Genomic DNA, 26,498 nt, shown 5'->3' with positions numbered 1-26,498 from the left:
TCCACGCCACCGGGAAAAGGGTGCGGGACCTGCCGATCACGCTGGAGAAGCTGATTTAAGAGCAGACAGCGAAGCTGCCAATCTCCCCCCTTGTGGGGGAGATGTCCGGCAGGCCAGAGAGGGGCGCTGTCCCGCCGACCTCTTCCATCGCAGTTCACATAACTGCCCAAATTTCTCAGCTCATCATAGGTCGACCGGAATGCCGGCGATCCTTCGCGCCCCCCTCTGTCCTGCCGGACATCTCCCCCACGAGGGGGGAGATCGGCAGCTTCAGCGACGGCGCCTTCTCCAGGCTCACCACGAAAGCGTAAACGCAAGCTTGCCGAAATGCCGGCCGCCAGCTGCCATATGGGCGTAGGCCTCGGTCGCCTGGTGCTGGCTGTAGACCGTGTCGATGACCGGATCGATATGGGCGGCGCCGATGGCGCGCGCCGCGTCGCGCAGGTCGGATACCGAACCGGTGTTGTTGCCCACCACCTTGAGTGCCTTGATGATGATAGGCAGCAGGTTCGTGGTGGCCTCGGCGCCGGTGACGAAGCCGATGGCGAACACCGTGCCGCCAGGCGCCGCGGCATTGATGGAGCGGGCGAAGGTGGCCGAGCCGCCGGTTTCGACGATCAGATCGGCGCCGAGGCCATCGGTCAACTCGAGCACCTTGGCGTCCCAGTCCGGCGTCTCACGATAATTGATGAGGTGATCAGCACCCAAAGCCTTGGCGCGGGCCAGCTTTTCGTCAGACGACGAGGTGATGATGACCGTGGCGCCGGCTGCCTTGGCCAGCTGCAGGGTCAAGATCGAGACACCGCCGGTGCCGAGCAGGACGACGACCGATCCCGGCCCGGCATCGGCGGCGCGGATCGCATTCCATGCGGTGGTGCCGGCGATCGGCAGCGTCGCTGCCGCTTCGAAGGAAAGATGCGCCGGCATCGGCACGACGGCATTGGCCGGCAGCGCGACATACTCGGCGAGCGAGCCGGGCAGCGTCAGGCCGCGCATCTCTCTTGTCTCGTAAGGCCGAGGACGGCCGCCGATCCAGCGCGGTTTTGCGTGGGCGATGACGCGGTCGTTGATGGCGACCCTCGACACGCCCTCGCCGATGCCGACGATCTCGCCGGCGCCGTCGACGACGGGAATGAGCGGAAAGCTCGGACCTGGATAGTTGCCGCTCGCTACCGCGACATCGACAAAATTGAGGCTTGCGGCGCGCAGGCGGATCAGCACTTCGCCACGCTGCGGTTCAGGCGTGGGAACGGTGGCCGCGCGAAACGCGTCCAGTTTCGGGGCAGTCAGTTCGATCGCTTTCATGTCTCACTCCGGTTAATGGCCGATTGACGGGCCGGGATTGAGTGAAACTAGCTGCTGCGCTATTGGTATATAATCCTTGGCTTTTACATTTGAGCTCTGCGTCTGATGCAGCAATCGTACGAACCGGCAGCATTGGCCGAAATGGCCGCCTTCGCGGCAATCGCCGAAGCACGCTCCTTCACCAAGGCGGCGGCTCGCATCGGCCGCGACGCGACGATCCTGTCGCGGCGCCTTGCCTCGCTGGAAGAGCGGTTGGGCGTGCGCCTGCTGCACCGGACGACGCGAAGCGTGTCGCTGACCGAGGCGGGTTCGGAATTTCTCGTCCGCGTCCGCGCCATCCTGGCCGCGGTCGACGAAGCCGAGGCTGCCGCGTCGGCGCATGCCGGCGGCGGGCCGCGCGGCGTGCTGCGGCTGGCGCTGCCCGGCTCGTTCGGGCGCATGTGGATCGCCCCGCTGCTGCCGCAGTTTCTCGCCGAATTTCCCGACGTTCGTATCGAGGCCGAGTTCTCCAACCGTTTCGTCGATCTCGTCGCCGAGAATTTCGATGTCGCCGTGCGTCTCGGCGCACTGGAGGATTCGCGGCTGGTGGCGCGCAAGGTCGCGACACGGCGGCGGCTGCTGTGCGCGGCGCCGTCCTACCTCGCCCGCCGGGGCACGCCGACCGAACCTGAAGCGCTGCTGGAACACAGCTGTCTCGGTTTCTCAGGCTTCCAGACTTTTCCGGCCTGGGAGATGACCGACAGTTCGGGCCGGCGCGTCAGTATCGAGGTCTCCGGCCCCCTGGTCACCGATGATGCCGAGGTGCTGGTCGAAGCCGCCGTGCAAGGCGTCGGGCTGATGATGAGCACGGATTGGCTGGTCGGACGCGAGCTCGCCGACGGCCGGCTGGTGCCAGTGCTGGAGGACTGGACGCTTGCCGATGAGGGCGCCGTCTATGTCGTCATGCCTTCGGCCAAGGGGCAAGCCGCCAAGACACGTGCCTTCGCCGACTGGATCGGCAAACGCTTTGCGCCGGTCCCGCCGTGGCGGAGGTGAGGGTGCTGATCTCCCTCCTCGAGGCGGGAGATTACGCGCTCAGCCGCCTCCGCCTCCACCCTGCTTGATGAAATGACCGAGCAGATCCATCGGCACCGGAAACACGACCGTCGACGAGCGCTCACCGGCGATGTCATGGAGAGCCTCGAAATAGCGCAGCTGCATGGCCTGCGGTGTCTCGGCCAGCATCTTGCCGGCCTCGACGAGTTTTGCCGCCGCCTGCTGTTCGCCGTCGGCATTGATCACTTTGGCACGCCGCAGCCGTTCGGCCTCGGCCTGCTTGGCGATGGCGCGGACCATATTCTCGTTGAGGTCGACATGCTTGATCTCGACATCGGAGACCTTGATGCCCCAGGCATCGGTTCGCTGATCGAGGATCTCCTGGATGTCGCTGTTAAGCTTGTCACGTTCGGCCAGCATTTCATCGAGCTCATGCTTGCCGAGCACCGAGCGCAAAGTGGTCTGTGCCAGCTGGTTGGTGGCGGTCATGAAGTCTTCGACCTGGATCACCGCCCGCTCAGCGTCGACGATACGAAAATACAGCACCGCGTTCACCTTCACCGAGACGTTGTCGCGCGAGATCACGTCCTGCGGCGGCACGTCCTGGACCACCACTCGCAGGTCGACCTTCACCATCTGCTGCACGAAGGGGATGAGGATGATAAGGCCGGGGCCCTTGACCCCGGTGAAGCGGCCGAGCGTGAAGACCACGCCGCGCTCATATTCCCGCAGGATGCGAATGGCCGCGGATAGGAACATGACCACGACGAGCGCTGCTGCCAGATAGGCCACATAACCGATGATCATTGCCTTGCTCCATCGCTTCTCACATTGCGGCGCCGTATCGTCAGCACAAGATCTCTGACATCGGCCACCTCGACGCTGTCGCCCACTGCAAGCGGTTCGTCGGCTTTTGCCCGCCAGCGCTCGCCCCGGGCGAGCACGTGGCCCTCGCAGCCCTGCCAGTCGAGGACCTCCGCCGGCAGACCCTGCATGGCCTGTGCCCCAACACGCGGAACGTTCTTGCGGACCGCCCACAGATAGCTGCCGGTCAACAGTGCCAGGCCGAGCGTCAGGACGGCGGCGGTGCCGATAACGGCCCACGACATCTCGAAGCCGGGCCCCTCGATCCTGAGCAGCATGGCTGCGCCCAGCAGAAACGCAGCCACGCCTCCCAGCCCAAGGACCACAGTCGGGTTCAAGGCTTCGACGACCAGGAAGATGATGCCAAGCAGCATCAAAGCCAGGCCGGCATAACTGATCGGCAGGAGATTGAGCGCATAGAGCCCGAGCAGCAGGCAAATCGTGCCGATCACGCCGGGTGCGACCGCGCCCGGGCTCGTGAACTCGAAGACGAGGCCATAGACGCCGACCAGCATCAGGATGACGGCGATGTTCGGGTCCGTGATGACGGCGAGAAGCCTGATAAGCCAGCCTGGCTCGAGCGTTTCGACCGGCAGCCCTTTGGTCGCCAATGCCTCTTTTTTGCCGGCGACCTCGACGGTCCGGCCGTCGGCCAGTTGAAGCAGTTCGGTGGTGTCGCGGGCGAGGAAGTCGATGACATGCTGCTGCAGCGCCGCGCCGGCCGACAGGCTGGCCGCCTCGCGCACGGCCTTTTCTCCCCATTCGGCATTGCGCCCGCGCAATTCAGCCAGGCTGCGGATCAGGGCAACGGCATCGTTCGTCGCCTTGGCGATCATCGCATCGCCCGCGGGGGCGTTCTTCTTGTCCTTGTCCGCCTCGGGGGCATCGTTCTTGCCACCGGGAAACGATGGCAGCGGCCCGCCCATCTCGATCGGCGTTGCCGCGCCCAGATTGGTGCCGGGCGCCATCGCCGCTACATGGGTGGCGTAGAGGATATAGGTTCCGGCGCTCGCCGCATGCCCGCCGGCGGGCGCGACATAGCCAATGACTGGAACCGGCGAGGCGAGAATGCCGGCGATCATCTCGCGCATGCTGGTGACCAGCCCGCCGGGCGTGTCCATCTGCAGGATGAGAGCCTCGACGTTTCGGTCCGCGGCCACCGCCAGCGCTTCCTCGAGCTGCCTGGCACTCGCCGGACCGATGGCGCCGTCTATCTCGACGCGCAACACAATTTTCTCCCGGCCGTTCGCCTCTCCGGTGGCGGAAGAGGGACAAACGGCCGCAACAGCCACGAAAGCCGCGGCAAGCAGGACCGCACGCGCGAGTTTCACGCTCAAAGCTCCACACCTAGGATATGGGCTGGATTTTGCCGAAATCCATGACGCTTCGCGGCGGGTGACGTCCCGCGGCTGTGCAGACCCGACGACATGTCGCGCCACATAGACGAGGTCGGCGGCCTTGCCTGGCGGCGGCGGACCCGCCGCTAAGTCCAGTCGATTTCCCCGTGATCGGTTCTTGTCGTTATCGCCGCGGCCGGCAGCCGATCACAAAACGCGACGACGTTCAGGCAGTCATATCGCGCGCTGGGCACGATCAGACCGTCATAATCGAGGAAATATGCGGCCTCGCCGATGTCTTGCGACCTCGGATATTCGGCGTGCTTTTCCTGATACGAAAGCTGGCCGTAGCGCGAGGTGTCGAGGCCAAGGGTCTGCAAGGCGGCCAGGTCGAGCAATCTGAGCGTCCGGTCCAAAGAAAGATCGATCTCGAAGAGATTGTATCTGACACGTGAAGGGACCACTGGCTGCCCCCGCGTCAGGTGGAATCTCATCTCGCTCAAGGCACCTTCGCGCTCTTGCGAGGTGTAGAGCACGTCGAATGTTCCATCGTCCCAACGGCCACCGGAGCTCGAGCATTGGATCGGGCTGCGGCCCTGGCGCACGACACGCCAAACCGTTCCGGAGTATTCGACCGGAACTATTGCCTCGATAGCGTCGATGAGCCGGCTATCGCGTCGTTTCCGCCCGGCGATCGCCAACTAGAGAAAGACCTCGTTCTCAAGCCGATCGATGACTTTGAGCACGTCGAGAGCACGGTCGTCGTGAATGAGATCTATCGCCCTTTCACCGTTCAATTGCGGGTGGCGAGCGTAAAGCCAAGTGCGGATATCGCTTGGCTCGTAGAATTCCTGCAGTCGGCCGACGATATAGTGCAGATCCGATAGAATGAGCTCGCTGCGTGGCTGGGGCTTGATGTCGCCGGCCTTCCACCTCGAAACCGTGGCCTTGGACACGTCGGTGATGTTTGCAATATCGGTTCCCTTGAGACCGCCAAACGTGCCCAATTCGTCCAGGAATCTGGGAACCGCCCGCAACGCCGTAGCCATATTTTCTCTCCGGCTTCCAAGCCAGCTTCGCCCATGCGTGTCAGCCTGACACTTTGACTGCATCGGCGCATTTCGGTTTCACAAATGGAAAATATGAAACAGAGATGCAAATGTCAATTGCCGCTTCGGTTCGAGGGGCGTCCAGTGCCTGGTCGCTTAGGCCCGAAGCAGCGCCAGCTCTTCGGCGGTCAGTTGGCGTGCCTTGCCCTTGGCGAGGTCGCCGAGTTGCAGATATCCGATCGCGATCCGTACCAGGCGCAGCACCTCGACGTCGTGGGCGGCGAGCAGCCGGCGGATATGGCGGTTGCGGCCCTCGTCGAGCACGATTTCCAGCCAGGCGGTGCTGGTGCCGCCGCGCAGCAGCTCGATCGAGCGGGCCGTCAGCAATTCGCCGTCGACTGTCGCGCCGGCGCGCAACCGCGTCAGCATGGCCTCGTCGGGCAGGGCGCCGATCTGCACGTGATAGGTCTTGGCGACATGTGAGGCGGGGTCGAGCAGGCGCTGCGCGAGGCGCGTGTCGTTGGTCATCAACAGCAGGCCTTCGCTGGCCTTGTCGAGGCGGCCGACCGGCGAGACGAAAGGCAGGTCGAGCCCGGCCAGGCAATCATAGACGGTGCCGCGATCCTGCGGGTCGTCACGGGTGGTGACCAGCCCGCGCGGCTTGTTGAGCATCAGATAGACCTTGCGCTCGGCGGCGACGCGGCGGCCGTCGACCTCGATGCGGTCGCGGCCTGGATCGACGCGCATCGAGCCGTTGCGCACGATCTTTCCGGCGACCCGCACGCGGCCCTCGGCAACCAGAAGCTCGGCCTGCTTGCGCGAGCACAGGCCAAGCTTCGACAGCGCGCGACAGAGGCTGACGCCGGGAGGTTGGGTCCCGGGGGCAGGGCGCTGCCGGGCAATGTTCGGTCGCGGCGACATGGCGTTGGTTCTCGTTCCGCGTTTCCAGTATAACCGGCTGCCGGCTGTGTCCATGCAAGGACTGGAATGTCGCCTCGGATGCATGTGGCCCTGTTAGATGAGCCTGGCCAGCCTTGCGGCGTCGCGTATGGCCAGCACGGCATCCGGATTGGTCACGGGATAGGCAGTGATGAAGCGTTCGACCGAAAATTCGGGGAATTCGGCTTTCAAACGGGCGGCAAACCTGGCCGCTTCGCCGGCCTCACCCGTGGCCGCATGCGCGAGCGCCAGAAACATCAGCACGTCCGGCGACTCCGGCGAACTCCGGCGGAGCGCTGCAATGGCTTGCCGGTGTCTGCCGGCGACGAACAGAATGCGGCCCTGCATGCCGAAATACCAGGGCGGGGCCAGTGGGTTAAGCCGCATGGCACGCTCGATGAGCGGAATTGCCTCGGCCGGATCGCCAACGACAAGCGCCTTGCTGCCGGCAAGTAGCGGCAATATGCCGGCATGATTGAAGCCGTATTCGAGAGCGCGCCGGTGGGCGCGCTCCGCTCCTTCGAGATCGCCAAGGCATGCTCTGAGGTTGCCAAGGCACGCGTGGGCGCAACTGTCCGTCGGGTCGAGGCGCAGTGCGTTTTCGGCCGCCGTCCGCCAGTTCTCGATCGAGGTCAGCACGTCGTCGCCAAAGCCGTTGCAGGCCTCGATCGAATAGGCATAGGCGAGTTCGGCCCAGCAGTTGGCGAAAGTGGGGTCAAGCTCCAGCGCTCGTAAAAACAGACGGATCGCCGCCGCATTGCCGGCGCGGCTGAACGTCGTGTGCTGTTCTACACCGAGCAGATAGCAATCATAGGCGCGCAGGCTGGCCGGCGGCTTGCGGCGAACCGCGTTGCGGCCGACGGTGGCGAGGGTTCCGTAACTGCCGGCGAACACATTGATGATGCTTTCGGTCAGGCTGTCCTGCAGCTCGAAAATGTCCTCGACAGGCCGGTCGTAGCGCTCCCTCCACAGGCTGACGCCGTTACGAGCATCGGCAAGCTCTATCGTCAAGCGAACCCTCTGGTCGTCGGCGCGCAACCGGCCCGAAACTATATAGGTGACGCCGAGCGTCTTGCCGTCCGCGGCAAAATCGGCCGGCTTGCTGCCCAGTGATTTCATCGTGTGAAAGGCTATGACAGGCAGGCCTGCGTAGCGCGCCAGGTCGATGGTGATGTCCGACGACAGGCCATCGGCAAAGCGACGCCATCGCTCTTCGGAATTGAGGCATTCAATCGGGAATATGGCAAGCGCTGGCGGGGCTTCGGACAAAGGCAAAAGCGCTTCCTGCGACGCGCGCGGGATACCGCTAAAGTAGGTCGCAAGCCCGATCTTGGTCCGTACGCCGAGCTTTTCGTAGATGCTCGCAAGGTGAGTGCGAACTGTGGTCGGGGCAATGAAAAGCGCCTTGCCGATTTCACGGTAAGTCATACCGGACGCGAATTTTTCCGCAACCGCGCGCTCGCGACCCGACAAGGCGTCGAGCGCCCGCGCTTTCGAAGCGTCGTTGAGCATCATGCTGGAACCCGTCCCCAGCGGAAGAATACTACATATGCAGGAGATCGAATACTGCATCTGCCCGATGCCGCCGCTGACGCACAAACTGCAAGATCGCCCGCAGCAACAGCTGTAGTCAGGGGAGGCTTCCATGCGTACCGTTTCGGTCGTTATTGCATGCACGATTTTGAGTTCTTCTGCGGCCCCGTCGCCGTCGTTCGCAAGAGGATGCAGGCAGGTGCTGGAATCGGATGTGAAAATCACGAGCATGCGACTCTACGCCGACATCCTGGCCAATGCCGCCCGCAACGGCTGGGACTACACGCCTGAATCGATCGTCAGCGGCTCAAAGCGGCATTTCGAGGAGATGAAGCTCCAGTTGAACAACGCCGGCTATGAGATCGTGCCCGTCGGCGTCCGCCTGTATTGCAAACGGTCCGACAAGCTCGCCGCCCGCTAGCAACCAGCGATCCGCCCCTTTGCGGCGCAAGCTTTCGGCAATGTTGAGCAGAAGACCGCGCCGGATCCATCTCGATCCGCTCAGCGCCGTGCGCTTTCAACGCGGCCAGGACTCTTCCCGATGCTGCCGCCCGACACCGGGCGACACCTCAGGTAAACGCGCGCCGGGTACACACCCGGGCAGCAAACCATCCCAGTGCCCACCGGACGTCCTAACTCATGAGGGGGAATTATGGGGCTCGAAGACGACCATGCGTCACTCCGCCTGGACCACGCGCTGTACCACTTGGACGGCAGCCGGCCGTTAGCCCTCCGCGCCTGAGCATCTCGATGATGGTTGAATCCAAAATCACCACAGTTCGGTGCTCGTCGAGCGAGCTTTCAGCAGCCTGGTTCCGCAGCCTAAGTATGTGCAACTTCGGAAGCTGCCGACATCAATTCCTCGGGATTCGGCGCTCTGAAGGTGTTGAGGCCATCCTCCAGAACTTCAGTGAAATTCCAGCGTACGATGCCCGCCCGGTCGATTAGGAACTGACCGACAAGCTGCGCCTGGCTGGAAGCCATCGCCTGCTGATCGACTTCCGTAATCTCATAACCTTCTTTCTTGTTAAGAAATTCATTCATTGCCATGACGTCCATAGGCTCGGGCAACTCGCCCGGGAGATGGAACGGTATCGCCATGACCGTTTCCATCCCGACCTCGCGCAAGCCGAAGGCACGGTGCGAGGCCCGCTCCGGGTCGGATGCAGCGAGAAGATCGGGTGCCGGGTGGTAACGGAAATAGAGCCGCGCCCGCTCGACTGGCGTATTGACCACCGCCAGGCATTCGACGCCTTTCTCACGCAGGGCCGGCTTAAGTTGCGCCATCGCCGCGACATGGCGCCGGCAGAACGGACAGTGCAGGCCTCGGAACAAACCGATCAACAACGGGCTACGGCCTCGAAAATCATCGAGCGCGATCTTGCCTTCGCGTGAGATCGCATTGAGCACAACATTCGGTGCCCGGTCGCCCGGCTGCAGCGGGCGGTCAACACTACTCGTGGACATGGACAACCTCCTCGCCCTGGGTCAGTCAGGGAAAGCAGCACACCCAGCGTTTCGGAGGCGATCAAGTTGCCGGGGGCGAAAGCTTCCTGTGCCAAGGCAATAGCTTTCGACCTCTGCCATATTGCCGAGGTCGAGATTACGCGTGTTGCAAGCGCATCATAACACGAAAAATTCATCTGCGGGTCGCCCGTTTCGCGAGCCGTCTCGAGCGCCGCGGAACAGTGGGTCGTCTCATCCGTGGGAGGCGACCCAGCGGCGAAGTCGATTTATCCTCCAGATGGGCGTCCTTGGTCGACTTGAGCCCTTACGCTTTTTAGAAGCGCAACAAATGGCACGACTGCGCGCATTGCGTGATCCACTTCATCGGATGCGGCGCAAGTCGGTAACCTTCCGAATAGAATCCTCGGAGGCGGCTCCAGGTTAGACGTTGCAATTTCGCAGGCCCGCATCGGCCGCTGCGGCTGTGGAGGGTGGCATAGGAGAAGGACCATGCCCAGTTGGAACACGGGCCACATCGTCGGCCAGAAGTCTCCGCCCAAGGCACGAGAGGTCTGGAGCATCGGAACGCGACTGCAGTATCAGATGCAGAACGCGATCTTGCGCTGTTCAATCTTGCCATCGACAGCAAGCTGCGGGGTTGCGACCTGGTCACGATCACCGTCGGAGACGTCGCCCTTTCCGGCAGCGTGCGTGATCAGGCGGTGATCGTGCAGAAGAGGAGCGGCGCTTTCACAAAGCGTCGCTCCGTGACCCGATTACAGACAACGAGACGGGTATCTGGACATCCGCTCTTGCCCACATAACCAACAGATCATTCGGCAGGCACAGTCGTTCGGTCTGGTGCGCCTTCGCGGTATTCGCTCCAGGCCTGCCGCAGGATTTGCACCGATGAGGTTAGAAAGATACCGGCCATAAGTGCGGCGACGGTCAGATCCGGCCATGCGCTTGACGTACTCCAAACGCCGACAGCTGCGGCCATCACCACCATATTGCCGATCGCGTCGTTGCGCGAGCACAGCCAAACCGAGCGGACATTCGCGTCACCATCCTTGTAAGGTATCAGAAAACCAACGGAAGCAAGATTGGCGGCAAGGGCCAGAAAGCCGATGATGCCCATGACTTCCGCGCTGGGTACGCCGAGGATCAGCGTCTGATAGACGGTCGAGCCGAAAACCCATAGCGCCATCAGGCTGAGCGACAGACCCTTGAGCAGCGCAGCCGTTGCGCGCGTCCTCAAGCTCGCGCCGATGACCGCGAGGCTCAGCCCATAGGTGAGGGTGTCGGCGAGGAAATCCAGCGCGTCGGCCTTCAGCGCCTGAGAACCGGCAAGTGAGGCGGCAGTCATTTCCGTCAGGAACATGGCCGCATTAATAGCGATGACCGTCCACAGCACACGCTTGTAGCGCGGGTTCATGCCGTCAAAGACCGGCACGCCGTCCGAACAGCATGAGGCTTCCGCTGCACGATCATGTGAATGACCGTGCAGCTTCGCCGGCAGAACCAGCGGCGGCGGTCCCGCACAGCTTTTGGTTTTATGATCGCAGCAAGCTTCAGACATGGGGTGACTCCTCAGTGAAGACACTGTAGGATCTCTAGTGGCTAGAGGTTCAAGAGGCTTTTTATGGATTTGTCGATCGGTGAATTGTCTCGTCGCGCGGAGGTGAAAATACCGACGATCCGCTACTACGAGCAAATTGGCCTGTTGCCCGAAACGGGTCGAACCGAAGGAAAGCAGCGACGCTATGGAAGGAGGGCAGTAGCGCGGCTTGCCTTCATCCGGCACGCGCGAGAACTCGGCTTCGAGGTTGATGCGATCCGTACGCTGCTTTCGTTGCAGGACGATCCGGATCAATCATGCGCCCGCGCCGATGAGATCGCAAAGGCGCGGCTGGTCGAGGTGGAGAAGCGCATCGCCAGTCTTAAGGCTCTGCGCAGGGAATTGCGGAAGATGGTCGAGGAATGCGCGTGCGGGCGGGTCGGCGAGTGTCGCGTGATCGAAACGCTCGCCGACCGAACGCATGCGCATGGGAAGTTGGCGGCAAGTTGATCGGAAAGGTGATGGCAGTGTTCACGGGCGGCGGCAACCGGCGCACCTTCACAGAATGTCAACCCCGACTCGAAGCATTCAGGCGTCAGCCAGAAGCGATAACGCACTCCGACTTGCGCGAGCACAGGCCAAGTTAGACAGCGCGCGGCAGGTTGACACCGGGAGGCTGGGTCCGGGGGGCAGGGCGTTGCCGGGCAATGTTCGGTCGTGGCGACATGGCGTTGCCTGTGGATTCTTGTATACGAGCATCCCACTATAGCCGGCCGCCGGCTATGTCCCCGGAAGGGAACTGCATGTCATTTGCATCGTGCGCAGCGGCTGCGAGGACTTGCATGAAAACAGCCGTTCGCCTTTGCCTGCTGCTCGCCTGTCTGCCGACATCGCTGGCGCATGCCGGCTGGCAGGCGGTCGAGAAGGTCGAGACCTATGCCATCTCAGGGCAATCTGGGCCGGAGCTCTATGCCTCGATCGGTGGGCGCGGGCCGCTGCTCGGCGAGCGCCGCGTCATCGCGCATACCAATTTCAAGCTGACCTGGGTGAGGGACTACCAGCCGCAAGGCGACGCCTGCGTACTGGTGTCGGCGCTACCGAAGCTGATCATCACCTACACCTTGCCGAAGCCGGCCGCGCGGCTGCCGGGCGCAATCCAGAAGAACTGGGAGATATTCTCAGCCGGCCTTGCTGCCCACGAGAAGGTGCATGGCGCCAGGATCATCGACATGGTGCATAAGATCGAGGCGGCCACCATCGGCCTGACCGTCGCCGATGACCGCGGCTGCAGCAAGATCAGGACCGAAGTGACGAGACGTCTCGCCGGAATTTCGCAGGCACAGCGGCAGGCGAGCCGCGATTTCGACCGGGTCGAATTCGGCCCGGGCGGCAAGCTGCGGCAGCTTGTGTTCACGCTGATGACCGGCGGATGATGCTGCAGGGCTGTGGAGGCGGCAGGGTACCACCTTTGCGGCCCTCACGCCTGCTCGGTCGGATAGAGGGTCAGGATGTTGACGTTGACCCGTGGCGGCTGGGTCACCGCGTACAAGATGGCGGCGGCGATGTCCTCGCTTTCCAGCTGCTCCATGTCGCCCAGCCTTTGCTCGACCGCTTGGCGCACATCGGCGCGCATATTCTGGGTGAACTCGGTCTTGACGGCACCGGGCTCGATGCAGGTGACGCGGATACCGTCCTTGCCGATCTCGCGGCGCAGCGATTCCGCCATCGCGCTCACCGCGTGCTTGGTGCCGGAATAGACCACCGAAGGGTGGATATAACGGCCGGTGCCGGACGAGACGACGACGATGTGGCCGGCGCCTTGCCGCTGCATCGAGGGCAGTGCCGCATGGATCGGATAAAGCAGCCCGAGAATGTTGACGTCGACCATCCGGCGGTACTCTTCCGGCGTCGTGTTGCGGAACGGCGCGGCGACGCCGACGCCTGCAACCGCAAGCAGAATGTCGAGCCGGCCGTACTCCTGCTGGACCCGTTCGACCATCGCCGTGGCTTGCGTCTCGTCGGTGACGTCGACGACAATCGGCAGCGCCGCACTGCCGGTCTCACGGATCCGCCTCGCCAGATTGTCCAGGCGCTCGGCGCGCCGCGCAGCAATCACCAGCGTGGCGCCCTCGGCCGCCAGCGCCAAGGCGGTGGCCTCGCGGATGCCTGAGGAGGCACCAGTCACCAAGGCGATCTTGCCGCTCAGTTTTCCTGTCTGCATCTTTTTCTCCCGAGGTTTTGGATACGCCCTGAAGCTAGGTGCGGATGCTCTGAAAGCAATGCTTATGGGCGACTGAAGGAACGGACGGCTTGCGGGACAGAGAAGGGCCGGGACAGCGCCCTCCGGCAAGCCCATGTCTGCGCAATTTTCTTTGAGCGAACGAGCGGGCCTTGACGTGACTGGAGCTGTTGCGTCTTGATACGGGCTGCGGGGCTTCGCATGAAAACAGCTGATCGACTACGTCTGCGGGTGGCTTGTTTGCATGCGACGCGCCTGTTGGCACCACCGCGATCCTCTCGTGACCGACCGGGCTGAGCGCAAGATGAAGGTTCTCGTCGTCTATTGCCATCCCTGCACGGACAGCTTCAATGGCGCCGTCCGCGATATGGTGCTGGAGACGCTTGCCGAACGCGGCCATCAGGTCCACCTGCTCGACCTCTATGCGACCGGCTTCGACCCAGTCATGCGCACGCAGGAGTGGCGCGGCTACCACGACAAGGCGGCGAACCTGCAACTCGTGCACGAACATGCGCAGGAGCTGCTCTGGGCGGAGGCGGTCGTCTTCATTTACCCGACCTGGTGGTATGGCCTGCCGGCGATGCTGAAAGGCTGGCTGGAGCGCGTGCTGGTGCCGGGCTTCGCTTTCGAGATGCCGACCGCACGACGCGGTCCGCGGCCCAAATTGCGGCACATACGCCGGGTGATGGCGATGACGACATGCGGTGCCACGCCGCTGATGTCGTGGATCATGGGACAGCCCGGCCGGCGAACCCTGCTGCGCGGCTTCCGCTCCGTCTGCCATCCGCTGTGCCGGACCAAATTCCTGGCGCTCTACCGGATGGACAGCGTCTCGGCCGCCGGACGCCAGGCGCATCTGCAGCGGGTCAGGAAAACGGTTGCAAGCCTTGGACGCGCTGATGCGGTCGCCGCCACAGTGCCTGGCTGATAAGCTAGGCGAGCCGTCACCGGCATAGGCGCGTTGACTCTATTCCCCATTTCTGGAAATCTGGAAATATGGACAAGACGCTCGCCCTTTCCGCACTTGCCGCGCTCGGCCAGGAGACCCGGCTGGACGTTTTTCGCCTTTTGGTGCGGGCCGGCGCCGAGGGCGTAGCTGCGGGCGAGATCGCCTCACGGCTCGCCGCGTTGCCGAATACGATGTCGGCCCATCTCAAGATACTGTCGCATGCCGGCTTGGTGCGGACCGAACGAGAGGGCCGCAGCGTGCGCTACTTCGCCGATATGACCGGCTTTCGCGATCTGCTGGCCTACCTCATGGAGGATTGCTGCAATGGCGCGCCGGAACTTTGCCAGCCGGTCATCCAGGCCGTGACCTGCAACTGCTAGAAGGGAGGGTACGCCATGAGCGAGCCATACAACGTTCTTTTTCTCTGCACCGGCAATTCGGCAAGATCGATCCTCGCCGAGGCGATCCTGAACCGCGTCGGCCCCGGCAAGTTCAAGGCCTATTCGGCTGGATCGCATCCGAAGGGAGAGGTTCATCCCTATGCCCTCCAGCTTTTAAAAAGCCTCAACTACGATACGTCCTTTGCCCGTTCGAAGGACTGGCAAGAGTTTGCCGTGCCCGGAGCCCCGGAGATGAACTTCGTCTTCACGGTCTGCGACAATGCTGCGAACGAGTCCTGCCCTGTCTGGCCCGCGCAACCGATGACGGCGCATTGGGGCGTACCTGATCCTGCAGCCGTCGAAGGCACCGAGGCGGAAAGGCATCTCGCCTTCGCCGAAGCGTACCGCATGCTCAACAACCGGATTTCGATCTTTGTCAGCCTGCCGATCAATGCGGTCGACAGACTTGCGCTGCAGAAGCGCCTCGATGAAATCGGCCGCAATCTGCCGAAGGCCGGCTGAGCATCGTGGCCAATCTTTCCCGCCGCCTTGCCGCCGAAGCCCTCGGCACAGCTCTGCTGGTCGCCACCGTGGTCGGTTCCGGCATCATGGCTGACAGGCTGAGCAATGATGTCGCCGTCTCCCTGCTCGGCAACACCTTGCCGACCGGGGCGATCCTGGTCGTGCTCATCACCATATTCGGGCCGATATCCGGAGCGCACTTCAACCCGGCGGTGACGCTGGTATTTGCGCTTCGACGCGAGATCGAAACGAACGCAGCGCTTGCTTACGTCGCCGCCCAGATTGCCGGCGGCATCGCCGGAACGTTGCTCGCGCATGCGATGTTCGAACTGCCGATCCTGCAAGTGTCGGCGACGGTGCGGACCGGAAGCGGGCAATGGATTGCGGAGCTGGTTGCCGCCTTCGGGCTGGTCTTCACCATCCTCGCCGGCCTGCGCTCACGTCCGGATTCGATCCCCTGGCTGGTCGGGCTCTATATCACCGCCGCCTATTGGTTCACCGCGTCGACATCCTTCGCCAATCCGGCCGTCGCCATCGCCCGTGCGTTCTCCAACACGTTTGCCGGGATCCGCCCCGCCGATCTGGCGGGCTTCATCGCCGCCGAGCTATTGGGCGCGTTGCTGGCCGTGGCATTGGCAGGGTGGCTGCTCGCCCAACCGAAACCAGTCGGACAGATGAAAGCTGCGCAATGACCATCACCATCTACCACAACCCCGATTGCGGCACCTCGCGCAACACGCTGGCCATGATCAGGCAGTCCGGCGAGGAGCAGGAGGTGATCGAATATCTGAAGAACCCGCCATCGCGGCAAAAACTCGTCGAGCTGATCGCGGCGATGGGCATGACGCCGCGCCAATTGCTACGAGAGAAGGGCACGTCCTATGGCGAACTCGGCCTGGGCGACCCCAAGTGGAGCGACGACGAGATCCTCGATTTCATGCTGGCGCATCCGATCCTGATCAACCGGCCTATCGTGGTGACGCCGCTCGGCACCATGCTCGCCCGACCCTCCGAAGCGGTGCTCGATATCCTGCCCAATCCGGATATCGGCCCGTTCACCAAGGAGAACGGCGAGGTCGTCATCGACGCCAGCGGTAAGCGCGTCGGCTAGATATCGTCTTATTTCGATCTTTGTCGAAATTCTCTTGACGTGCAGCGATTCTGGAAATAGCTTATTTCCATGAAACTCGAAAAAGCAGCCGCACAACTTGAAGCCCTCGGCAACCCGACGCGGTTGCAGCTCTATCGGACGCTGGTGCGAGCCGGCGATGAGGGGCTGCCGGTCGGGCGCATCCAGGACAGGCTCGGCATCGCCGCCTCGACGCTGTCGCATCACCTCAAGCGGCTGGTCGACACCGGCCTGGTAACGCAGGAGCGCCAGGCGACCACGCTGATCTGCCGGGCCAACTATCCCGCCATGAACGGGCTCATCGGATACCTCGCGGACGAATGCTGCGCCGACGGCACCTGTGCGCCGGCATCGGCGGAAGCGGTCGCCAAAACGGCGGCGTGATTTTTTTGGCATTATAATTCGAAATTACCGGAAGGATGGAAGACATGGAAACAATTGAAAAACTCCCCGTCGCGGTGATCGGCGCCGGGCCGGTCGGTCTGGCAGCAGCGGTCCACCTCATCGCGCAGGGCATTCCTGTCAAAGTCTATGAAGCCGGCAATGCGGTTGCATCCAATCTCAGGGATTGGGGCCATGTCCGGGTGTTCACGCCCTGGCGCTATTGCGTCGATCAGGCGGCCAGAGACCTGCTCGAGGCGCATGGCTGGCGGATGCCCGAGCCCGAGGCATTCCCGACCGCGGACGACCTCGTCGCGGACTATCTCGAGCCGCTTGCAAAGCTTCCGCAATTGTCGCAGTCGATCGAAACCGGCGCCCGCGTCGTCGGCATTTCGCGCTGGGGCGCCGACAAGGTGCTGAGCAAGGTACGCGAAAACCGGCCATTCATGCTGGTAGTCGAAACCTCCACCGGCACCAGGCGCGACAGCGCCCGCGCCGTCATCGATGCGTCGGGAACCTGGCAGATGCCGAACCCGCTCGGCGCCGGCGGAATTCCTGCAGAAGGCGAAGCCGAATTTGCCGACCGCATCGCCTACGGCATACCCGATATTCTCGGCCGCGACCGCAGCCTTTATGCGGGGAAGACGACGCTGGTCGCCGGCTCCGGCCATTCCGCCGCCAATGCGGTGCTGGATCTCGCCAGCCTGGCAAATGTGGAGGCCGGCACGGCTTTCATCTGGACAACGCGCGGCACCGATCTGGTGCGCATCTATGGCGGCGGCGATGCCGACCAATTGCCGGCACGCGGCGAACTCGGCGCCGAAGTGCGCGAGCTCGCCGAGAGCGGCGGCGTCAGGCTGGTGACGGGCTTTGCGGCTGTTTCGATCCGCGATGCCGACGGACGGCTGGTCGTCGAAGGCCAGACCAGGGACGGTTTGCAGGCGCTTGGCCCGGTCGACCGCATCATCGCCGCGACCGGACAACGCCCGGATCTGTCGCTGACGCGCGAGCTTCGGCTCGAGCTCGATCCGTGGCTGGAAAGCGTCAAGGCACTGGGGCCCCTGATCGATCCCAACGAGCACTCCTGCAGCGACGTGCCGCCGCACGGCCACCGCGAGCTCAGCCATCCAGAGCAAGGGTTCTATACGGTCGGCATCAAGAGCTATGGCCGCGCGCCGACCTTCCTGCTGCTGACCGGCTATGAGCAGGTCCGCTCGGTCGCGGCGGCGATCGCCGGAGACATGGTGGCGGCCGACAATGTCCAGCTCGTGCTGCCGGAGACCGGCGTCTGCACCGTGCCGACGATCGGTACTGCCGATAAGGGGTGCTGCGGCGGTCCGGCGCCCGCCGCTTCGGATGCCTGCTGTGTCGCCGATGTCGACGCAAAGGCGATCGGCAAAAGCGGTTGCGGCTGCAGCGTCGCCGCATGAGGCTTTCGCCGCCTTCGACGGCCATCCTGCGCAGCAGCGGCGCGATCATAACCACGCTTGGCCTGACGCAGATCATGGCGTGGGGATCGTCCTACTATCTTCCCGCGGTCATTGCACCGGCGGTCTCCTCCGATACCGGCTGGCCGCTGGCATGGGTTGTCGGCGGGCTGTCTCTCGGCTTGCTCATGGCGGGATTGATCTCTCCGCGCGTCGGTTCATCGATCGAGCGGCATGGCGGCCGCAACGTCCTGGCATTCAGCGCCGGATGCATCGGGGTCGGCCAGATCGGGCTAGCCCTTGCTCCCAACCTTGCGGCCTATGTCGCTGCCTGGCTGATCATCGGACTGGGCATGGGTGCGGGGCTCTACGATGCCGCTTTCGCCACGCTTGGCCGCCACTACGGCCACGGCGCGCGCTCCGCAATCACCGCGCTGACGCTGTTCGGCGGTCTTGCGAGCACGATCTGCTGGCCGATCTCAGCCTTGCTGCTGGGGGAGGTCGGCTGGCGCGGCACCTGCCTGGTTTACGCCGCCTTTCAGCTGGCAATTGCGCTTCCGCTCTATCTGGTGATCCTGCCCCGCGCGGCGCCGCAACCGGCAGTCAAACCAGAATTGAAGGAGGCGGCACCGGTCCTGGAAAACAATATGGATCCGTCGATCATGATCGTTCTGGCCGCGACCCTCACGCTTGCGGCGGTAATCTCCTCGACGCTGTCGGTGCATCTGCTCACCATCCTGCAGGGCAGCGGCATGGCGCTGGCCGCGGCCGTCGGGCTCGGCGCTCTGGTCGGCCCGTCCCAGGTGGCGGCGCGCGCGATCGAGATGATGATTGCGCGCTACCACCATCCGATCCTGACCAAGTTCGCCTCAGTTGCCTTTGTGGCGATCGGCGTTTCGGCGCTCTGGGCCGGCATGCCAATCATCCCGGTGGCGCTCGGTTTCTATGGCGCGGGCATCGGCCTCGAATCCATCGCACGGGGAACGCTGCCGCTCGCGCTGTTCGGCTCGAACGGCTATGCGAGACTAATGGGTCGCCTCGCCATGCCGAGCCTGATCGCCCAGGCGGCGGCACCCTCGGCCGGCGCATTGCTGCTGGAGCGCTTCGGCCCGCATGGGACGTTGGCCGCGCTTTCCGGTCTGGCGCTGGCCAACGTCCTCTTGGCATGCGGCTTGGGCTGGCGGATGCTCCGCCGGCGGGAATCGCAGGTTCAATCCCGATAGGATTTGACCAGCGTTCACCCCCTTCACCTGGGTAGCGGGAGATCTTCTAAGGGGTCGGCAAGGAAGGATGCGGCGATCAGATCGTCGGCATCCAGCCGCAGGGAGCCTTCGGCGCCTCCCATGATGGCGGCAACTTTCTGAAACGTCTTCATCTCGTGCTCGGTGATCTGGGCGCTTCGCATTCTGGCTTTGAGGTCAGCAACGCGCAGCCCCAAACTGTGGGACATTCCGATTTTACGGTTCGACATGGTAAGATGCTCCTCCCCGGCCCATGTTTGTTTTGCCACCCGCCCTTATTCGCATTTCCTCCGCCTGCCTAAATATGAGGCATCGCGAATACAGCGCCCGAACGCCCGATGCAAGGGAAGGTTCCGGCGCGCAGAGGTCACGAAATAATAATGCGAAGGAAGCACGGCCGATGGTCCGGCCGGAGGTAGGACTTAGGTACGACGCCCCGCCAGACAGAGGGTTCCGGAGGCTTATCGGCTGGCGAGGACCATGCGGTTGCCTTCGCTGTCGCGAAACTCCGCCACCGTGCGGCCCGGCTGCCACGGCGCCTCATGAGGTTCGGTGACGGTCTCGACGCCGCCCGCTTTCAACGCCGCGGTCATTGCTCCGACATTTTCGTCGACCAGCACCAATACCGGCTCCGCGGCGGGGGTGTCGTCGGCGCGCCTGATGAAATGCAGGTTCGTCACGGCATGCGGAAACGCCAGCTCGATCCAGCGCCAGCCGCCATCGCCCATCTTCTGGTCGGCCAGCACCTGACAGGCGAGATGCCTGGTGTAGAACGCCTTGGCACGGTCCTGGTCGAACACTGGAAGCTCGGCAAACTGGATATGCATGATCGTCTCTCCTGCTTGATGGCTGCCGCGCAGCCGCCCACGCGGAAAAGACGATGCGGGCAACCGAAAAGATTCTTCGGTAGTGAGAATCTTTTCGGCGCGGCCGGTCGTCCTTCGTTCATACCAACCAGTCAGGAGACGACGATGAACTATGCGCTTATTCGATATGGTGTGAACCAAGCCGACCTGGACAATAACCGCGCGCTGGTCGAAAAAGTGTTCGAAGCGCTGGGCGAGGCGGCACCGCCGACGGTGCGCTATCTCGTGCTCGAGCTGGACGATGGTTCGTTCGTCCACATCGTCGGTCAGGACGGCGATTCGTCGACGCTGACCGGGCTTGCGGCCTTCAAGGCGTTTACGGAAAACCACGCCCAGCGCCGCTCGACCCCGGCAATGCGATCGCCTGTCAAAGTCATCGGCAACTACCGTATGCTGGCGGATCAAAACGCCGGGTAGCGCCTGCCATGCCGCTCGCGCAGAAATGGGAAGCTACGCCGAAAATGAACAGGGCGACTTTGGAGGCGATGCTCGTCGGGTTGCGGCCAAGGCTGCATCGTTACTGCGCGCGCATGGCCGGCTCGGTGATCGACGGCGAGGATATCGTCCAGGAGGTGCTGATCAAGGCGCTGCAGGCGATCGACGGCGGCGCGATGGTCGAACGGCCGGAGCAATGGCTGTTTCGCATCGCCCACAATGCCGCGCAGGATCATCTGCGGCGGCGCAATCGGGAAAGGTCGCGCATGACCGAGGCCGACATGAGCGTCATCGAGGATCCCTCCGGCAGCGCCGACAGCCGGCTCGCCGCCCAGACCGGCCTGCGCTCCTTCATGCAGCTTTCGGTGCCGCAGCGCAGCGCCGTGATCCTGGTCGACGTGCTCGGCCTCAGCCTGCACGAGACCTGCGAAGTCACCGGCGCGACGCTCGCCGCCACCAAGGCCGCGCTGCATCGCGGGCGGGCGCAGCTCAAGCTGCTGGCGCTGCAGCCCGAGCAGGCGCTCGCGCCGAGGCTCGACGCCGATGACGAGCGCCGGCTGCGGCGCTATGTCGACCTGTTCAACGCGCGCGACTTCGACGCGGTCAGGGCTCTGATCGCCGAGGACGTCCGGCTCGATGTCGTCAACCGCGTCCGCCTGCGCGGCAAGGCCGAAGTGTCGACCTATTTCGGCAATTACGACCGCGCGACCGATTGGGCGCTGTCGCTGGGCTTTGTCGACGGCCGGCCGGCGATCCTCATCCGCAACCCTGGGGACCCGGACGGCGCCGTGCGCGGCTTCATGCTGGTCGAATGGGCGGGCGAGGAGGTCATCCAGATCCGGGATTTCCGCTACGCACCGTGGTGCTTGCCCGATGCGGAGATCAGTACGATAGAGCGGTGAGGGGCTTGCCGCGATGGCGCGCGGAGGCGACGGGGCCAAGGTTGCGCCACCGGACAAGTCTGCCATCGCCTCGGTCACCAAGCTGAAGGGTTCCGCTTCCGATTTCGGGGAGCGGTATCGTCGCGAAGAGGATCTACGGCCCACAGCCGTCATGCTCGATATAGAGCGGCGCCAGCTTTCGGATCAGGCAGCCTCTTCCTAGTTGACCCAAACGCAATTGCCAGATGGCCGCAAGTTCTTAGAGCGGTTCCGGCTCTCCTGGAACCGGTAACCCACTCTAACTATTTGTTTTGCCGCATTTATGCGGACGCAAAATGATTCCATTTGGCTGCAAAATGCTCTAGCCGACACGCACGCGGCGCGTCACCTGGCCATTGCTCTCCCAGTATGTGTGTTTCTTGGCAATCAAGGGATCGTCCATCGCCGGTTGAATTTGTCCCGTGGTGCTGACCGCGCGCGAGGTCACCGTGTGTTCTCCAGGAGAGGGATTTGCCCAAGCCAGGGACCAAATTTTCCAGGCGTGCTCTGCCTCCTCACTGTGGTCAATGGTCGCTGGTGCCCAAGGCCCCTGGTCGATTTGAACTTCGACCCGGTCGATCGGCGCCCCCCAGGCTGCGCCAACGATGCGGTAATCCGAGTCTTTCCGGGTAACCTTCGCAGGCGCGGACTTTATCAGCGCTCGCCCGACTGACGTCTCGGCCCATACGGTCTCGCCGTTGTGGTCCTCCTCCCGGATGGTGACATAGTCACGGGCCATCAGAAGGCTCATGAACCGCGTATCGCGAACCTCGATGCGCTTTAGCCACTTGACGTTGGCGATCCCGTACCAGCCTGGCGCAATGAGCCGTACCGGGAAGCCATTGGGCGCCGGCAAGACGGCTCCATTCATTTCATAGCAGAGGAGATTATCGGGGTTCATCGCGTGGGCGAGCGACATGCTGCGAGCGAAGTTCTGCTGCATCTTGACGTCGCGTATTGCGACCTCGCCTTTGTCAGTACCGAAAAAGACGACCTCGATGCCCTTCTCCAGAACGCCGGCTTCCTCGAGGATCGGGGCGAGCGGCGTCCCAGCCCAGCGGGCATTGCCGATGCCGCCGGTGAAGAAGGGAAACCCGTGGTTGCCCGAGCATTCCACTGTGAAAACGACCTCCTGCCGCGGTCGTGCCCTGATGTCGGCGAGCGTCAATTTTAAGGGCTTGTTGACCAGGCCTCCGATCTCCATCGACCATGTCTTCTCGTCGATCGTTGGTCGGTTGAAATGCGAGATGCTGAAGAACTTGTCGTTTGGCGTTATCCAGCTATCCAAATCTTCCCAGACAAGCTGTTTCTGGATACCTACCGGATCGGGATTTTCGGTCGGCTGATCCAGCCATGGAATAACTTCCTCGCTCGGCCGTGTTGGAAAAGCGTAAGCCCGACGCGAGGTATAGAGAGCAGCAATTGCGGCAAGAGCCGCGCTTCCTTGAACAAGAAGTTCTCTGCGCTGAAAATCAGGCATGTTGTTTACCTCCCAGTTGATCGTTGATCCGGAACGGGCTGCAACGTGCCTTCGGCCGTAGCCTGATCACGGATAGGCGACACAATGTGAAGTCTGCCCATTCGGAAGTATCCGGATGGCTCAGACAATCACCGACGCAAGTCAGGCATGTGAAGCGTTGGACGAAACTCTGGCTCGCGTTTCGCATGCCAAGAGTGCGCCTTTGAGAAGGACGTGTCCACAACTTGGACGGGACATGATGATGATTGCGACATTCCATGCCGATTTTCGGTCCTGCCAAATCGTTGCTGCTCGGATCGCTGCCGAACGCCCGCTTCTGGGTCATTTCGGGACCTTCGTGGGTTCTCGTCGAACCGGTGTTTCCTGCCGGCCAGTGGGTTGGTCGGGCGGCCGGCATCGCCCTGGTCGCCTGGGGCGGCGCAACGCTTTGGTCTGACGACCAGGGCTGCCTCGAATGTCGCATTTGCAGGAAACGATCCCTCCTGACGCAAAGTGCATCGCACCGCCCAGCCAGGCCGGCTCACAACGCGTCGGGGCGGACCGGCGGTGACGTCAAGCTTACGCAGGCATTCAGGCGTCGAGGAACTTTGAATCTTGGCGTCCGTTTATCCGAATGTCGGGTATGAAGGGCTCCGCCAATGAATGTCAGCGATGAAAGGACTGTATCGCTTTGGGCGGCAACCGAAGTCGCGCCTGAGGCGGTTCCGCTCGAGCGGAGTGAACAGGTCGATGTCGTGGTCGTCGGATCTGGCATTGCCGGACTGTCGGTCGCCTACCAACTGGCCGTCGCCGGGCAAAAGGTGGCGGTGCTCGATCGCGGCCGGATCGGAAGCGGCATGACGGCACGCACCACCGCGCATCTGTCGTCGATCTGCGACGACTATTTTTCGGAACTGATCAAATTGCGCGGCGAGGAACTGGCGCGGATTTACTACCAAAGCCAGTCGGCGGCTATCGACCGTGTCCAATCGATCCAGGAAGCAGAGGGTATCGCGTGTGATTTCCGCCGCCTCGACGGCTTTCTGTTTCCGGCGTCAGGCAGAAGGGAATCCGTCATCGAGCGCGAACTGGGCGCCGCTCTGAAGATTGGTGTCGACGTCGAGAAAACCGCAGGCGTGTCGTTTGCAGGCTTTTCGGATACGCCCGTCCTTCGCTACGCCAATCAGGCGACATTTCACCCGCTCGAATATCTCCGCGGGCTGGCTGCGGGCATTCGCGCGCGCGGCGGCATGCTTTATGCGCAGACCATCGTCGACAAGGTCGCGGAGACCGACGGCGGCGTCCGCGTAAGCACGGTCTCGGGCTTTACCGTGTCTGCCAGATCGGCCGTTGTCGCCACTAATTCGCCGATCAACGATCGGGTCGCGCTCCACACCAAGCAAGCGCCGTATCGGACCTACGCGATGTCGTTCGAGATCGCGCGCGACGTTTTGCCGGATGCACTCTATTGGGACACGCTGGATCCCTATCACTACGTTCGCCTGCAGCCTGGTGAAGGCAAAACCGACTTTCTGATCGTCGGTGGTGAGGACCACAAGACAGGGCAGGCCGACGATGCCGACAACCGCTTCGCGGCCCTGGCGGACTGGATCAAAAAATTGGTGCCCGATATCGGCGCGGAAACCAATCGATGGTCCGGGCAGGTGATGGAGACCGTCGACTATGCCGGGTTCATCGGCCGCAATCCCGGCAACCGGCATGTCTTCGTGGTCACCGGCGATTCCGGTCAGGGCATCACCCATGGGGTTGTTGCCGGCCAATTGGTTTCCGACCTGATCCTGAAGGGGGAAAGCCCTTGGCGGGAACTTTACGAACCCTCCCGCAAGACGGTACGGGCGATCGGCGACTATTTGGCGGAGAATGCGACAGCGATCAGGAGTTTTGCCGAGTATGTCGCGCCTGGCGAAATCGATTCCGCCGATAAGCTGCGGCCGGGAGAGGGCGCCATCGTGCGCGAAGGGCTTACCAAAGTCGCGGCTTTTCGCGATGAGGACGGCACGCTCCACAAGCGCTCGGCCGCATGCACCCATGTCGGCTGCCACGTCCATTGGAACTCATTGGAACGCTGCTGGGACTGCCCCTGCCACGGCTCGCATTTTGCCGTCGACGGCACGGCTCTGAACGGGCCGGCCGTATCGCCCCTGGCTCCTGTCGGATAATTTTTTTTTCGCCCCCGCCGCGCAACTCACAATTCCTTCTCGGCCAGCTCCCGAAATGCGTCGGGAACCGACCGCTGTAGTCCGAGCGCGACCGAGGCGTAGCCGACCGCCTCCCAGCCGAAGCGGTCGCGGATCTTGTCGATGGCGCGATCCGCGATCCAGCGCGCCGCGTCCTTCCGGGTGCCGGGGCGGCGGCGGTCGTCGAGCCCGAGCGGCAGCTCCAGTTGCAGCCCGGCATGCTGCTCCAGATGCGATACGGCGATCGCCAGCAGCGAGATGGTCTTTTCGTGCGGATGGTCGATGAGCACCTTGCGCACCAGCGCCTCGGCGATTTCGGCCAGCATGGCGGTTGCCGAAATCGGCTGGTCGAGCGTGACCGAGCGCGTCACCGAGCGCAAATCGGCAAAGCGGACACGAACCGTCACCGTGCGGCCGGGCCGGGATTTCGCACGCAACCTGGTGGCGACCCTGTCGGCCAGATGCAGCAAAGCGGGGACGAAGACCTGCTCGTCGGCCGGTTTTCGGCCGAGCGCCGATTGCGCGCCGGCCGAGCGCGCCCGGCGCTGCGTCTCAAGCTTGCGCGGATCGCGGTTCCACGCCAGCGCATTCAGTTTCTCTCCCGCCGCCGGCCCGAGCAGGCGCTCCAGCGCGCCACTGTTGGTCTTCGCCAACTCGCCGATGGTGTTGACGCCGATACCGGCCAGCCGCTCCCTGGTGACGGGGCCGACGCCCCACATCAGCTCGACCGGCAGCTCATGGAGGAATTCCAGCTCGTGGCGCGGATCGACCACCACGAGCCCGTCGGGCTTGGCCACTTGTGAGGCGATCTTGGCCAGATGCTTGGTGCGGGCCACTCCGACCGAGATCGGCAGGCCGAGCTCGGCCCGCACGCGGCGGCGTATCTTGCCGGCGATCTCGGCCGGCGAGCCGAACAAATGGGTGCAGCCGGCGACGTCGGCAAAGGCCTCGTCGATCGAAATCCGCTCGACCACCGGCGTGAAATCGCCGAGCACCTTGATTGCCGCATCGCCCAGCCGCTGATAGTCCTTGAAATGGCCGCCGACGAAAATGAGTTGCGGGCAGAGTTCCCGCGCCCGCCGTCCCGGCATGCCGCCGCGCACGCCGAACGCCTTGGCCTCATAGGATGCGGCAAGCACTACCCCGCCGCCGACGGCAATCGGCTTGCCGCGCAAGGCCGGGTCGAGCAATTGTTCGACCGAGGCATAGAAGGCATCCAGATCCGCGTGGAGGATGTTGGCTTCCATCCGGCCCGTTCGCTCGCGGCGGCTCGAACGCCGCATTGT

The 26,498-nt window shown here is 63.3% G+C and carries 30 protein-coding genes and 1 pseudogene; 17 read left to right on the top strand and 14 right to left on the bottom strand.

Features of this window, described 5'->3' with window-relative positions:
* Positions 1 to 294: 294 nt before the first annotated feature.
* Entirely contained in the window at positions 295 to 1,305 is a 1,011-nt protein-coding gene (locus NKH78_RS27845) for a zinc-dependent alcohol dehydrogenase family protein (RefSeq protein ID WP_352753642.1), read from the bottom strand.
* A 105-nt stretch (positions 1,306 to 1,410) separates the two neighbouring features.
* Here NKH78_RS27845 and NKH78_RS27840 point away from each other — a divergent pair, with 105 nt between their 5' ends.
* Positions 1,411 to 2,340 carry a LysR family transcriptional regulator gene (locus tag NKH78_RS27840; protein ID WP_352740126.1) on the top strand — a complete coding sequence of 310 codons (930 nt, stop codon included), beginning with the start codon at positions 1,411 to 1,413 and terminating at the stop codon, positions 2,338 to 2,340.
* Positions 2,341 to 2,379: 39 nt separating this feature from the next.
* Here NKH78_RS27840 and NKH78_RS27835 read toward each other — a convergent pair whose 3' ends face one another.
* From NKH78_RS27835 to NKH78_RS27810, 6 genes are all read right to left on the bottom strand, one after another.
* Positions 2,380 to 3,147, bottom strand: a complete 768-nt coding sequence (locus tag NKH78_RS27835; RefSeq protein ID WP_352705623.1) for a slipin family protein — start codon at positions 3,145 to 3,147, stop codon at positions 2,380 to 2,382.
* The gene (locus NKH78_RS27830; RefSeq protein WP_352778816.1) at positions 3,144 to 4,535 is read right to left on the bottom strand and encodes an NfeD family protein; all 1,392 of its coding nucleotides are present in this window, start codon (positions 4,533 to 4,535) and stop codon (positions 3,144 to 3,146) included. Before NKH78_RS27830 ends, NKH78_RS27835 begins: the two co-directional genes overlap by 4 nt.
* 152 nt (positions 4,536 to 4,687) lie before the next feature.
* Positions 4,688 to 5,242, bottom strand: coding sequence for an RES family NAD+ phosphorylase (locus tag NKH78_RS27825; protein WP_352740130.1), 555 nt, complete (start codon positions 5,240 to 5,242; stop codon positions 4,688 to 4,690).
* Positions 5,243 to 5,590, bottom strand: coding sequence for an antitoxin Xre/MbcA/ParS toxin-binding domain-containing protein (locus NKH78_RS27820; protein WP_254819704.1), 348 nt, complete (start codon positions 5,588 to 5,590; stop codon positions 5,243 to 5,245).
* Between the two features lie 156 nt (positions 5,591 to 5,746).
* Positions 5,747 to 6,511, bottom strand: a complete 765-nt coding sequence (locus NKH78_RS27815) for a pseudouridine synthase (RefSeq protein WP_352740132.1) — start codon at positions 6,509 to 6,511, stop codon at positions 5,747 to 5,749.
* Between the two features lie 93 nt (positions 6,512 to 6,604).
* Positions 6,605 to 8,044, bottom strand: a complete 1,440-nt coding sequence (locus tag NKH78_RS27810) for a LuxR C-terminal-related transcriptional regulator (protein WP_352778817.1) — start codon at positions 8,042 to 8,044, stop codon at positions 6,605 to 6,607.
* Between the two features lie 130 nt (positions 8,045 to 8,174).
* Here NKH78_RS27810 and NKH78_RS27805 point away from each other — a divergent pair, with 130 nt between their 5' ends.
* On the top strand, positions 8,175 to 8,483 hold the full coding sequence (locus NKH78_RS27805; protein WP_352705610.1) for a hypothetical protein: 309 nt from the start codon (positions 8,175 to 8,177) through the stop codon (positions 8,481 to 8,483).
* Between the two features lie 401 nt (positions 8,484 to 8,884).
* On the opposite strand, the gene NKH78_RS27800 is transcribed toward NKH78_RS27805, so the two are convergent.
* On the bottom strand, positions 8,885 to 9,529 hold the full coding sequence (locus NKH78_RS27800; RefSeq protein WP_352740148.1) for a peroxiredoxin-like family protein: 645 nt from the start codon (positions 9,527 to 9,529) through the stop codon (positions 8,885 to 8,887).
* 811 nt (positions 9,530 to 10,340) lie between these two features.
* The gene (locus NKH78_RS27795; protein WP_502899855.1) at positions 10,341 to 11,222 is read right to left on the bottom strand and encodes a cation efflux transmembrane domain-containing protein; all 882 of its coding nucleotides are present in this window, start codon (positions 11,220 to 11,222) and stop codon (positions 10,341 to 10,343) included.
* On the opposite strand from NKH78_RS27795, the pseudogene NKH78_RS32730 reads away from it, so the two are divergent.
* The 3 genes and pseudogenes from NKH78_RS32730 to NKH78_RS27785 all read left to right on the top strand — a co-directional run.
* Positions 11,151 to 11,300: pseudogene (locus tag NKH78_RS32730) on the top strand (MerR family DNA-binding transcriptional regulator); the annotation flags it as partial. The gene NKH78_RS27795 and the pseudogene NKH78_RS32730 overlap by 72 nt on opposite strands.
* 60 nt (positions 11,301 to 11,360) lie before the next feature.
* Positions 11,361 to 11,576 carry a MerR family DNA-binding protein gene (locus NKH78_RS32725; RefSeq protein ID WP_502899857.1) on the top strand — a complete coding sequence of 72 codons (216 nt, stop codon included), beginning with the start codon at positions 11,361 to 11,363 and terminating at the stop codon, positions 11,574 to 11,576.
* Positions 11,577 to 11,908: 332 nt separating this feature from the next.
* The gene (locus NKH78_RS27785) at positions 11,909 to 12,499 is read left to right on the top strand and encodes a DUF922 domain-containing Zn-dependent protease (RefSeq protein WP_352740137.1); all 591 of its coding nucleotides are present in this window, start codon (positions 11,909 to 11,911) and stop codon (positions 12,497 to 12,499) included.
* A gap of 44 nt (positions 12,500 to 12,543) precedes the next feature.
* Here NKH78_RS27785 and NKH78_RS27780 read toward each other — a convergent pair whose 3' ends face one another.
* Positions 12,544 to 13,287, bottom strand: coding sequence for an SDR family oxidoreductase (locus NKH78_RS27780; RefSeq protein ID WP_352884816.1), 744 nt, complete (start codon positions 13,285 to 13,287; stop codon positions 12,544 to 12,546).
* 322 nt (positions 13,288 to 13,609) lie between these two features.
* On the opposite strand from NKH78_RS27780, the gene NKH78_RS27775 reads away from it, so the two are divergent.
* The 8 genes from NKH78_RS27775 (at position 13,610) to NKH78_RS27740 (ending at position 19,316) form a co-directional block, all read left to right on the top strand.
* Entirely contained in the window at positions 13,610 to 14,233 is a 624-nt protein-coding gene (locus NKH78_RS27775) for an NAD(P)H-dependent oxidoreductase (RefSeq protein ID WP_352740150.1), read from the top strand.
* Positions 14,234 to 14,301: 68 nt separating this feature from the next.
* A complete protein-coding gene (locus NKH78_RS27770) occupies positions 14,302 to 14,634 on the top strand; it encodes an ArsR/SmtB family transcription factor (RefSeq protein WP_352475581.1) in 333 nt (110 codons plus the stop codon).
* A 15-nt stretch (positions 14,635 to 14,649) separates the two neighbouring features.
* Positions 14,650 to 15,156, top strand: coding sequence for an arsenate reductase ArsC (locus tag NKH78_RS27765; protein WP_352740140.1), 507 nt, complete (start codon positions 14,650 to 14,652; stop codon positions 15,154 to 15,156).
* A gap of 2 nt (positions 15,157 to 15,158) precedes the next feature.
* A complete protein-coding gene (locus NKH78_RS27760) occupies positions 15,159 to 15,848 on the top strand; it encodes an aquaporin (protein WP_352740152.1) in 690 nt (229 codons plus the stop codon).
* Complete coding sequence (gene arsC / locus NKH78_RS27755; protein ID WP_352740141.1) at positions 15,845 to 16,267, top strand: arsenate reductase (glutaredoxin); 423 nt, start codon at positions 15,845 to 15,847, stop codon at positions 16,265 to 16,267. The genes NKH78_RS27760 and arsC overlap by 4 nt, the downstream gene beginning before the upstream one ends.
* Before the next feature lie 69 nt (positions 16,268 to 16,336).
* Positions 16,337 to 16,669, top strand: a complete 333-nt coding sequence (locus NKH78_RS27750) for an ArsR/SmtB family transcription factor (RefSeq protein WP_254819693.1) — start codon at positions 16,337 to 16,339, stop codon at positions 16,667 to 16,669.
* A 44-nt stretch (positions 16,670 to 16,713) separates the two neighbouring features.
* The gene (locus tag NKH78_RS27745) at positions 16,714 to 18,096 is read left to right on the top strand and encodes an NAD(P)-binding domain-containing protein (RefSeq protein WP_352740143.1); all 1,383 of its coding nucleotides are present in this window, start codon (positions 16,714 to 16,716) and stop codon (positions 18,094 to 18,096) included.
* Complete coding sequence (locus NKH78_RS27740) at positions 18,093 to 19,316, top strand: MFS transporter (protein WP_352740144.1); 1,224 nt, start codon at positions 18,093 to 18,095, stop codon at positions 19,314 to 19,316. Before NKH78_RS27745 ends, NKH78_RS27740 begins: the two co-directional genes overlap by 4 nt.
* Before the next feature lie 23 nt (positions 19,317 to 19,339).
* Here NKH78_RS27740 and NKH78_RS27735 read toward each other — a convergent pair whose 3' ends face one another.
* Together NKH78_RS27735 and NKH78_RS27730 are read right to left on the bottom strand one after the other, a co-directional pair.
* Entirely contained in the window at positions 19,340 to 19,564 is a 225-nt protein-coding gene (locus tag NKH78_RS27735) for a hypothetical protein (RefSeq protein ID WP_254819690.1), read from the bottom strand.
* 231 nt (positions 19,565 to 19,795) lie between these two features.
* Positions 19,796 to 20,161: a VOC family protein gene (locus NKH78_RS27730; RefSeq protein ID WP_352691733.1), complete on the bottom strand. Its 366-nt coding sequence runs from the start codon at positions 20,159 to 20,161 to the stop codon at positions 19,796 to 19,798.
* A gap of 144 nt (positions 20,162 to 20,305) precedes the next feature.
* Between NKH78_RS27730 and NKH78_RS27725 the strand changes: the two genes are divergently transcribed.
* From NKH78_RS27725 to NKH78_RS27715, 3 genes are read left to right on the top strand one after another with little or no spacing between them, the layout of a single operon-like run.
* The gene (locus NKH78_RS27725) at positions 20,306 to 20,617 is read left to right on the top strand and encodes a hypothetical protein (protein ID WP_352691735.1); all 312 of its coding nucleotides are present in this window, start codon (positions 20,306 to 20,308) and stop codon (positions 20,615 to 20,617) included.
* Between the two features lie 44 nt (positions 20,618 to 20,661).
* Positions 20,662 to 21,537, top strand: coding sequence for a sigma-70 family RNA polymerase sigma factor (locus tag NKH78_RS27720; protein ID WP_352691736.1), 876 nt, complete (start codon positions 20,662 to 20,664; stop codon positions 21,535 to 21,537).
* A gap of 13 nt (positions 21,538 to 21,550) precedes the next feature.
* Positions 21,551 to 21,739 carry a hypothetical protein gene (locus NKH78_RS27715; protein WP_352691738.1) on the top strand — a complete coding sequence of 63 codons (189 nt, stop codon included), beginning with the start codon at positions 21,551 to 21,553 and terminating at the stop codon, positions 21,737 to 21,739.
* Positions 21,740 to 21,877: 138 nt separating this feature from the next.
* Here NKH78_RS27715 and NKH78_RS27710 read toward each other — a convergent pair whose 3' ends face one another.
* On the bottom strand, positions 21,878 to 23,035 hold the full coding sequence (locus tag NKH78_RS27710) for a sulfite oxidase (protein ID WP_352691739.1): 1,158 nt from the start codon (positions 23,033 to 23,035) through the stop codon (positions 21,878 to 21,880).
* Between the two features lie 638 nt (positions 23,036 to 23,673).
* On the opposite strand from NKH78_RS27710, the gene NKH78_RS27705 reads away from it, so the two are divergent.
* The gene (locus NKH78_RS27705; RefSeq protein ID WP_352691740.1) at positions 23,674 to 25,194 is read left to right on the top strand and encodes an FAD-dependent oxidoreductase; all 1,521 of its coding nucleotides are present in this window, start codon (positions 23,674 to 23,676) and stop codon (positions 25,192 to 25,194) included.
* Between the two features lie 26 nt (positions 25,195 to 25,220).
* Here NKH78_RS27705 and dinB read toward each other — a convergent pair whose 3' ends face one another.
* Positions 25,221 to 26,459: a DNA polymerase IV gene (dinB, locus tag NKH78_RS27700; RefSeq protein ID WP_352691741.1), complete on the bottom strand. Its 1,239-nt coding sequence runs from the start codon at positions 26,457 to 26,459 to the stop codon at positions 25,221 to 25,223.
* Positions 26,460 to 26,498: the final 39 nt, after the last annotated feature.

The organism is Mesorhizobium sp. M0910 (assembly GCF_040319465.1).
In the GTDB taxonomy this organism is placed as follows: Bacteria; Pseudomonadota; Alphaproteobacteria; order Rhizobiales; family Rhizobiaceae; genus Mesorhizobium.
Note: the sequence above shows the minus strand (reverse complement) of the source record. Positions and strands in the feature narration are given on the sequence as shown.